The sequence below is a fragment of the Ureaplasma diversum NCTC 246 genome (assembly GCF_000731915.1).
GTDB lineage: Bacteria > Bacillota_I > Bacilli_A > Mycoplasmatales > Mycoplasmoidaceae > Ureaplasma > Ureaplasma diversum.
The window spans coordinates 17,833-27,961 of the sequence record NZ_JFDP01000055.1 but is presented as its reverse complement, the minus strand read 5'-3'; the positions used below and the strand labels follow the sequence as shown (position 1 = coordinate 27,961).

Sequence of the window (10,129 nt, the reverse complement as noted above, 5' to 3'; positions counted from 1 at the left end):
TACAGGGAATGATTCATTTGAATATAATGATTCATTCAATCACTCAACATGACTCATGTTTATGAAGAATAGATTAGAGTTAGCTAAAAGATTATTAGCGGATGATGGTGTTATCTTTGTACAATCTGATGATAATGAACAAGCTTATTTGAAAGTTTTAATGGATGAAGTTTTTGGAAGAAACAATTTTTATGGAATGTTAATTCAATTAAAAGGTAATACTCAGAACGATAGCAAAACAATACAAAGAAATCACGAGTATATTCATGTATATGTTAAAAATTATCATGATTTGCTTCTAACATATACTAATTATGTAGAAAAAGAAGTTTTTAAAGATGAATATCATCTTAAAAACAAGGAAGACTTTTCATTAACTGAAAACAAATCTACAAATAGAAAAAATCCTGAATATATTGCTCATTACTATGAAGGCAATGAAAATGGAGCAACTGGCAATAACAATAGATTAATTGATAGACCTAATTTAGGTTATACAATTTACTATTACGAAGGTAATGAGAATGGTATTATTGAAAATAACAAACTAATAGATAAAAACAATTTAGGTTATAATGATTTCAAAGTATTCAAAAAAGGCAACAATATAATTCATGCAGTTGCATTAGCAGACCATGATGTTAGTAATTTAACTATAAACTCTAATGAAAATGAAATATATATGACTGATGATTATTTAAAATCATTAGGTTATAAAATTATTAGACCACCTAAAAGATCTGGTAATGTATTAGGATGTTGAACTTGGGGTATTCAAACTAAATTCAAAGAGTATTGAAATAATGATCAAATTCTTATTAAAAATAATAAAAATGTAATAAAAAAAGAATTTGTGGATCGTAGTGAAATATTTGTTAAAAATGATAAACAATATGTCTTAAGACCTGCTTTACTTCCTATTCAAAGCGTTGTTAATATAAGTAGTGCTAGTGGAACAACACATTTGAAAAAATTATTTGATAAAACTGTTTTTAAAAACCCTAAATCAGAAAATTTGATTCAAACCATTTTATCTTCTTGCACTAAACCTAACGACCTTGTCCTTGACTTTTTCCTTGGTTCAGGAACAACTGCAGCAACTGCCCACAAAATGGGAAGAAGATATATTGGTGTGGAACAAATGGGTTACATCAAAGATGTTGTTATTGAAAGAATGAAAAAAGTTACCAACGGGGAACAAGGTGGTATTTCTAAATCAGTAAAATGAAATGGTGGAGGCAATTTTGTTTACCTTGAACTTAAAGAAGACGCCCAAGAACTAATTGAAAAAGTCAAAGATGCCACAGATGAAAACATCAATCAAATTAAGGAATTAATCCTAAAAGACGATAGAATAGTTCCTTATGTTTTTAGTGCTGATATTAGTTCTTTAGATGAAGAATTTAATACATTAAACCTTAATGAACAAAAACAAGCATTAATTAAATTAATTGATAAAAATAAACTATATGTAAACTATTCAAGCATTGAAGATGCTGAATATAACATTAGTGAAAACGATAAGAATTTCAATAAGGCTTTTTATGGTGATAAGTAATGAGTAAAGAAAATAAAGATTATTTATATAAAAAATATGATTATTTAAAAGAGGATAATCTTTTAAAGGAATTGCCAGATTTCGTTGAAAAAAGTTTATCATCTCGGATCGAACTTAGAGATTACCAAAAAGATGCACTTAGATATTTCATAACATATTATGAAAAAGAAAGCCAAAATAAAAATAAGAATATCCATACTTTGTTCCATATGGCTACTGGATCTGGTAAGACTGTAATTATGGCGGGACTTATCCTTTATTTATTTCAAAAAGGTTATAGAAACTTCTTGTTTTTTGTTAACCAAACAAACATTCTAGAAAAAACAAAAGATAACTTTTTAAATAGTTCGTCTAGTAAGTATTTATTTAGTGATGAACTAATTTATTTAGGGCAAAAGTTGAAAGTGAATCAAGTTGATAACTTTTCATTAACCAATTCTTTAATAACTGATGAAATCAATATTTGTTTTACAACGACTCAAAAACTTCATTTAGATTTAAACCAATCTAAAGAAAACTCAATAACTTATCACGACTTTGATGATAATAAAATTGTTTTTATTTCTGATGAATCACATCACATCAACACAATAACTAAAATGTCTTCACCACAAAAAGAAAACTTTAATTCTTGAGAATACTCAGTTATGAAAGTTTTTAATAAAAACAAAGATAATGTGTTATTAGAGTTCACAGCTACAGCAGATTTAAATGATAAAAATGTTAGAGAAAAATATATAGATAAGATTATCTATGATTATCCATTATTAAAATTTAGAGAATCTAAGTATACAAAAGATTTTGCTAACTTTGCAACATCATCAGATACATGAGAACGATCATTGATGGCTATGATTATGAGTGAATATCGTAAATATCTATTCATCGATGCTAAGACCAACATCAAACCTGTTGTTTTATTTAAATCTCAAAAGATCGCAGAATCCGAAGATTTTTATGACTCGTTCTTTAAAAACTTAAATAAATTAAGTTCAGCTGAAATTACTAATCTAAAAACAGCAAACATAGAAGCTTTAACTCAAGCAATAGAATATTTTAGTTCCAAAGAAAACGGATTAAACTTCTTAATTCAATCACTTAAAAATAGTTTTAGTAAAGAAAATTCTTTATTAATTAATAATACTAAAGATAATACTAAAGAAAATCAACTTAAACTTAATTCATTAGAAGATAAAAATAACAACATTCGTTTTATATTTGCTGTTGATATGCTAAACGAAGGATGAGATGTTTTAAATCTATTTGATATAGTAAGACTTTATGATACAAGACAGGGAAGTGGAAAACCTGGCAAGGTTGGTGCTTATACTATTAAAGAAGCTCAATTAATTGGTCGTGGTGCTCGTTATTGTCCTTTTTTAATTAATGAAGAACAAGAACGATTTAAACGTAAATATGATGCAGATGTAGGTAATAAATATCGTCTTCTTGAAACAATGTATTTCCACTCTAAAAATGACTCTGCATATATTTATGAACTAAAAAAAGCATTAGAAAAATCTGGTTTATTAGATGAAGAATCTACTAAAATCGAATACAAATTAAAAGATAGTTTTAAAAAAACCGATATCTATAATAATGGGTTTGTTTTTTCTAATAAAAGAGTTGTTAAAAAATCAAGCAATAATGTTTTAGAAACTAAACAACAGATTAAAAAGTATTTTTATAAACTGAATAATATTACTAACAGCGGTTCTGTTTATAACTTGTTAACAAAAGATGAACAAACATCAAAACAAGAACACAAACAAAAAACATTTACATTTAAAGATATTGACTACCACATCATCTCTGCAGCTGCAGCTTCTTATAAAGAACTAAACTTTGATTATTTAAAAGAAAAATATCCTAACTTAAAAAGTTTAAGAGAATTCTTAACAAGTGAAAATTGATTAGGAAATAATCAATTAGAAATTGAATCTTCTACAAATAAAATTAGAGCTATTGATCTTTTTAAATCTCTTGTTCAATCATTTAGTAACATTGCTTCATATCTTTCTAATTTAAAACAAGAATATGAAGGAACAACACAATTTTACGCTCATAAAATAGCTGATGTAATTAAAGATAAAATCATTAATATTTCTAAACCAACAAAAAATGATGGACATGGTAATTCTCAAACCAATGCAGACAAACAAGAATATCGATTGAATTTAAGTAATGAAAATTGATATGTGTACAATGATAATTACGGTACAACAGAAGAAAAAGATTTCATAAAATATTTTAATGAGAAAATTAAACCTGAACTTGAAGAAATAGAAGGGATTGATTTCTATTTAATTAGAAATGAACGAATTCCTGAACTTGCTATTTATTCTTTTGATAAAGGAGAAAGGTTTGAACCTGACTTCTTATTATTAATTCAAAATAAAAATGAGAAGAAGAGTTACTTATTTCAAATATATGCCGAAGCTAAAGGTGAGCATATTGAGGCTTTAGATAAATGAAAAGAAGAATTTTTATTAGCAATAAAAGATAAGCATGAAATTCCAAATGATTTAACATTACATGATAAAAACTATAAAATATTTGGTTCACATTTTTTCAATCGTGAAGCCAATACTAATGATGAAAACTGAAATAAAATCATTGGTGATATAGAAAGTTATATAAAAAGAGTCAATAACACTAAATAATTTATTTATAAAAAGATAGCTAGTGGTCATTTGCTGATTACTGGTTATGTTTTGGATTGAAATATTAGTTAACAAATCAAAAACTTATAATAATGTTTTATAAACATAATTAACTTATTCTAAGATGAGTGGATATTTATTTCATTGCATGCTTTATGATTGATTGGATTTATAGTGAGTTAGATTGTAACCAGCTAGATCTTGTTTTCTTTAACTTAACAGTAGAAATACCTTTTGTTCTAACTATTTACTCTTAATTAAAAATCATCAATTTCTTAATAAAGCACTCCCCCCCTTATCAACAACTAAAAAACCAGACAATGTAAGAATTAATCTCTTCTACATTATCTGGTTTTTATCTTATATTCTTTTATCTTTAATAGTATTCAATCTTAATTTATGAGCTGTTTTAGAATTAGCTACTTTAATTCTTAATCCTTTAAATAATAAAGAGTTTAATACAACTGCAATATCACTTGTTGCCATAATTAATACGGCTATAAAAGCTGGAATAATACCAACAATAGCTAAAGGAATAAATAAAAGGTTATATCCAAATGCTCACATTAAACTAGATCAAATAAACTTTCTTGTAATCTTAGTTAATTTAATTACTTTAAAGATATTTAAAATATCATTGTTTAATAAATTAATATCTGATATTGAATTAGCTGCTTTATTATGAATATCAATAGAGATTGATAAATCAGCTTGTTTTAAAGCCAATAGATCATTGATTCCATCTCCAACATAAATTACTGATTTATTATCTTTTTGAATCTGTTCAATGATTTCTGCTTTTTGTTCTGGTTTAATTTCATAATAGTAATGATTAATATCTAAATCATTAGCAATCTTTTTAACTGTTTGTTCATTATCTCCACTAATCATATAAACATCAATGTTATGATGTTTTAATAATTTAATAGTTTCATAAGCATCTGCTCTGATTTGATCAGAGAACATTAATAAAGTTTTAACTTGATTATTAACACTATAAACAACATAACTAATTAATTCATTACTATTAGTATCATCATTAATTGTTTGATTAATAGATTGATCAAAAACAAACTTATTAGTTTTAGCATATTGAACTGATGTTAAACAATATTGGTTATTGTTTTGATCATATCCAAATATACCAACACCAGCTATTTCTTTAATATTACTAATCTTATTAGATAAATTAATATTATTAGCTTTAGCATACTTAATAAAAGATTTAGCTAAAGGGTGAAGGGAAGTGTTTTCAAGAGCATAGATAATATCTAAATCAGATTGATCACCTTTAATATTAACTAGTTCTAAAACTCCATTAGTTAAAGTACCTGTTTTATCAAAAGCAACAGCGTTGATTGATTTGATTTTTTCAAAGATATTAGCATTATTAAACATGATTCCATTCTTAGCACCCTTGCTTGCTCCAATTAATACAGCTAAAGGAATAGCAATCCCAAAAGCACAAGGACAAGAGATAACTAATACCGCAACACTAACAAAAATTGCTTTATCTACTTTACTATATCCAATGTTATGTAATTCGATATTACTAAAAGCAATTGGTAGTTGTTGAATCGTAGGTACAAACATTTGTAATAAAAAAGCAAGAATTGCTGCTAATAAAATGATTGGTGTAAATCACATTGAAATCTTATCAGCAATTTGTTGAATCTTTGGTTTAGAGTTGGCAATCTTATTAACCCCATTAATAATTTTTTTAATGGTTGAATTAGCATATGTTTTAGTTACTTTATAAACAAATGGATCACCAATATTAATACATCCAGAAATCAAATTATCATTTTGTTTCTTAATAATTGGTCTAGCTTCTCCTGTTAATGAAGATTCATCAACTTCACAAATCTCTGAATATAAAATTCCATCTAAAGGAATAATTTCTCCCTTTTTAACTAGTACATATTCATTAAGTGCACAACCATAAACAGCTTTTGTTTCTGTTGTTTTAGTTTCTAGATCATATGCATGATAAGTTTTGATTTGTAAATTATTAAGTGCTTTAACATCTTGATTAGCTTTTAGTTTAATTCGATCATTAACAAGTGAACCAACATTCATTGTTGCTACAATCATACAAACAGTTTCAAAAAAACCACTCTTATGATGGTTTAATCCACTTGCATTTGCAAAACTAATTGTTAAATCGATTGTAATATAAACACTATAAGCAAACCCAATAAAAGTTGATAAACTGATTAGAATATTCATTCCTAATCGTTTCCATTTAAAGATCTCATAAAAAGCATCTCTAAAGAAATTAAACCCTAAGCCAAATACTACAAAAATACTAATTGCAAAAATGGTTCAATTATAAATAACACTACCTTTTAAATCAAACAAATTATGACCTTTAAACATAATAATCATCTCTAATACCATTAATGGTAAAGAGATAACTAAACCTAAAACTGTTTTAGTTAATGAATGGTAATAATTCTGTTTAATAGCAGGTAAACTTTTAAAACGTTTTGATATTTTAGCTAAAATCATAATTAATATTTATATTGTTCAACAATTTCAGAACTAAATCCATGCTTACTTAAAGAATCTAGAATTTGTTGTATTTGATAATTATTTTCATCAAATTCAACTTCGATTTCATTACTTAAAATATTTACATTTAGATTACTAAGTTCAAACTCTTTTAGTGCATCTCTTATGTTTGTAGCACAAGATCCACAATGCATATTGCTTGATGTTAAAAGAAGATAGGTCATACTATTACCTCCTGGATGTAAAAAATAATAGCATAAATATTTTTAAATGTTCCACTTTTTATATCTGTTTTTGTTCCAATTATTTATCTACCAACTAAGATATACTTATAAATGGAACTAATTATGTTCCTTATTTTAAATCAATCTATTTTTATTGATATTATTTGAATAGTTATATTGTTAAAATCTATGTTTATTTTAAATCTGCTAAATGATGACTAATGCATTTAGCTAATCTATTTTTAGTGCTTGTATCAATTATAAATTTATCTAGATCTGCTAAGATGAAAGCATTATTAAATAACAAAAATACCAAGCTTAATGCCTGGTATTTTTGTTTGTTATGTTTTAATTAATTTTGTTTATTAGTTGACTGTTCGTCAACTACATCAGCTTCTTCAGCATCATCATCTGATTTCTTAGCTTCATCAGCTAATCGTTTTTCACGAGCTTCAATTACTTCTTTAGGTAATTCTTTGTGTTCGTGAATGTAATCAATTTGTGGTTTTAAGATTGTTTCAAGTTCTAGTAATGTTTCAACAATCATATCCATTTCATCACGGTGTTTTAGAATTAATTCCTTAACAAAAGCATATTCTTGTTGAATAATTTTTTCAACTTCAACATCAATTTGTTGAGCTGTTTGTTCAGAGTAGTTGTTACGGTATGGGTTTTCTACACCTTCAGTTAGAATGTGTTGAGTAAGACCAAGTGAAGTCATTCCATAAGAAGCAACCATTGCTCTAGCAATTAATGTAATCTTATAGAAGTCATTAGCTGCTCCTGTTGTAATTTCATCAACACCAAAAATTAATTCTTCAGCAGCACGTCCCCCTAAAGCAACACGGATTCGACCAATTAAATCAAGTTTACGTTGTAAGATGTTTTCTTGTTTTTCTGGTGTTTGTAAAGTATAACCAGCAGCACGTCCACGTGCAACAATTGTGATCTTTTGAACAACATCAACACCAGGTGTATATAATCCAACAAGAGCATGTCCAGCTTCGTGGTAAGCAATTTGTTTACGTTCACGATCTGTAATTACTTTGTTTGGTCGAGAAGGTCCTGCAATTACACGATCAATTGCTTCATCTAAGTGTTTCATTGTAATAACAGTTTTGTTATCACGCACTGATAATAAAGCAGCTTCATTTAAAGTGTTTTCAAGCTGAGCACCTGAGAACCCTGGTGTACGACGAGCAATATCTTTTAAATTAACTTTAGCTGATAAGTTTTTGTTACGTGAATGAATTTTTAGAATTTGTTCACGTTCTGCAATATCAGGTAAGTTAACAGAAATATGACGATCAAAACGTCCTGGTCTTAATACAGCATCATCTAATGTATCAAGACGGTTAGTTGCAGCCATTACAATTACCCCACTTGATGTTTCAAACCCATCAAGTTCTGATAATAATTGGTTAATTGTTTGATCTTGAACTGCGGTTAATGAATTACCACGTTTTTTAGCAACTGAATCAATTTCATCAATGAAAATAATAGCAGGTGCAGCTTTACGTGCTTTTTCAAATAATTCTCTAATTCTTCTAGCACCAACCCCAACAAATGTATCTTCAAAAGCAGAACCTGTTGTTTGGAAGAAAGGTACATTAGCTTCTCCAGCTACAGCTTTAGCAATTAATGTTTTACCAGTTCCTGGAGGACCATATAAAATAACCCCTTTAGGAATTCTTGCACCAGCTGCTACATATTTACGTGGATCTTTTAAGAAGTCAACAATTTCAATTAATTCTTGTTTAACTTCAGCAATCCCTGCAACATCTGTAAATCTAACATTTGATTTAGTTAGTTTAGCATTAGTTTTTCCTGTTCCTAGTAATGACTCATTTTGAGCACGAGCCATTCGAGACATTACATAGATCATAATCGCTATAAAGATAATAGAGATTAATGGTGAAATAATAACTTGTGGATTAAATCCAGGATTTGGTAATTTTGCTTTTTCTAAAATAATACCAATGAATCAATTTCAGTTATTTGTTTCTGAACCAGTTGCAGTTTGATTAATTGGAACATGAATTAATGTTTCACCAATTCTAAACTTTTCAATTCCTTCTTTAACAACAGTGAATGAAAATTTCTTAGGAGAATTGATTGTTGAAGCAACAACACGATAACTATTACCTGTTTTAATTGTTACTTCTGCATTACGAATATTATTTTCATCAAAAGTAAGAACTTCAGGTTGTGAATAATCATTAGTTGGATTAGCTTTTGTAATCTTAACAACTCTTTGTTCAGTTTGTGCTTGTTTAACAAAAACTTCATCATAAGGTCGACGTGTTGCAAAGTAGATGATCACACCAACGATTGTACTAATAAGTGCTATTACAATAATTCAAGTAATGATTTTTTGGTTTCTTCGTCGTTTATTTTCTGGAGTTTTGTTTTGTGGTTTTGGTTGGCTTAAATCATCAATTCGATTTGGCTCTTTTGAACTATCCTTAGGATCTGATGCAAATAGATTTCTTAATCAATTTTTAATTTGCATTAATTATCCTCACTCTCTTCTTTATTAGCTACTGCTTCTTTAAGTGCTTGTTTAAGTATATCTTCCTTATAAACTTCTTCTTTAAGAACACCAATATATGGAAGATTACGCAAGATTTCTTCATAATCAAGACCAAACCCAACTATGAAAACTAAAGGAATGTCTCAACAAACAAAGTCTGCTTCTAATTCAACCTTACGTCCATCTTTCTTATCAACTAAAGTAATTAACTTAATTGATTTAGCACCTCGTAAAGTTAATAATTCCATTACTTTTTTAATTGTTCGTCCAGTGTCAACAATATCTTCAACAAGAATAATGTCTTCTCCTTGAACATCAAATCTTAAATCAGTAATAATTTCAGGTTCTGATTGCGCAACTACTCCACCCTTAAAACTACTGATTGCCATAAAATCTAATTTAACATCAACAGTAATTTGTGGTAAAAGACGTCCAATAAAGGGGATACATCCTTTTAAAATACCAACAATAATTGGTTGTTTGTTTTTATAGTTTTCATTAATTCATGATGCAGCAGCACTGATTCGCTCATTAATTTGCTCTTCAGTTACTAGAACCTCTTTAATTCTTGGATCAATGCCCATGATAATCTCCTGCGTAATGTCTATAAATTATCTAATTATTATAACATTTTATT

Annotated in this window: 6 protein-coding genes; 2 read left to right on the top strand and 4 right to left on the bottom strand. The window is 27.6% G+C overall.

The genetic code is table 4. The features are described 5' to 3' along the window. Nucleotides 1-61 precede the first annotated feature (61 nt). Both UDIV_RS04735 and UDIV_RS02550 read left to right on the top strand, forming a co-directional pair. The gene (locus UDIV_RS04735; RefSeq protein WP_222702325.1) at nt 62-1,558 is read left to right on the top strand and encodes a DNA methyltransferase; all 1,497 of its coding nucleotides are present in this window, start codon (nt 62-64) and stop codon (nt 1,556-1,558) included. After that, the gene (locus tag UDIV_RS02550) at nt 1,558-4,221 is read left to right on the top strand and encodes a DEAD/DEAH box helicase family protein (RefSeq protein WP_038102925.1); all 2,664 of its coding nucleotides are present in this window, start codon (nt 1,558-1,560) and stop codon (nt 4,219-4,221) included. Before UDIV_RS04735 ends, UDIV_RS02550 begins: the two co-directional genes overlap by 1 nt. 360 nt (nt 4,222-4,581) lie before the next feature. On the opposite strand, the gene UDIV_RS02545 is transcribed toward UDIV_RS02550, so the two are convergent. The 4 genes from UDIV_RS02545 to hpt form a co-directional block, all read right to left on the bottom strand. Next, nucleotides 4,582-6,732 (bottom strand): heavy metal translocating P-type ATPase, encoded by a 2,151-nt coding sequence (locus UDIV_RS02545; protein WP_038102922.1) that lies wholly within the window; start codon nt 6,730-6,732, stop codon nt 4,582-4,584. A 2-nt stretch (nt 6,733-6,734) separates the two neighbouring features. Next, on the bottom strand, nt 6,735-6,959 hold the full coding sequence (locus UDIV_RS02540; RefSeq protein WP_038102920.1) for a heavy-metal-associated domain-containing protein: 225 nt from the start codon (nt 6,957-6,959) through the stop codon (nt 6,735-6,737). Nucleotides 6,960-7,311: 352 nt separating this feature from the next. Continuing rightward, nucleotides 7,312-9,471 (bottom strand): ATP-dependent zinc metalloprotease FtsH, encoded by a 2,160-nt coding sequence (gene ftsH, locus UDIV_RS02535; RefSeq protein ID WP_038102918.1) that lies wholly within the window; start codon nt 9,469-9,471, stop codon nt 7,312-7,314. Then, nucleotides 9,471-10,079 carry a hypoxanthine phosphoribosyltransferase gene (hpt, locus tag UDIV_RS02530; protein ID WP_156021872.1) on the bottom strand — a complete coding sequence of 203 codons (609 nt, stop codon included), beginning with the start codon at nt 10,077-10,079 and terminating at the stop codon, nt 9,471-9,473. Before hpt ends, ftsH begins: the two co-directional genes overlap by 1 nt. Nucleotides 10,080-10,129: the final 50 nt, after the last annotated feature.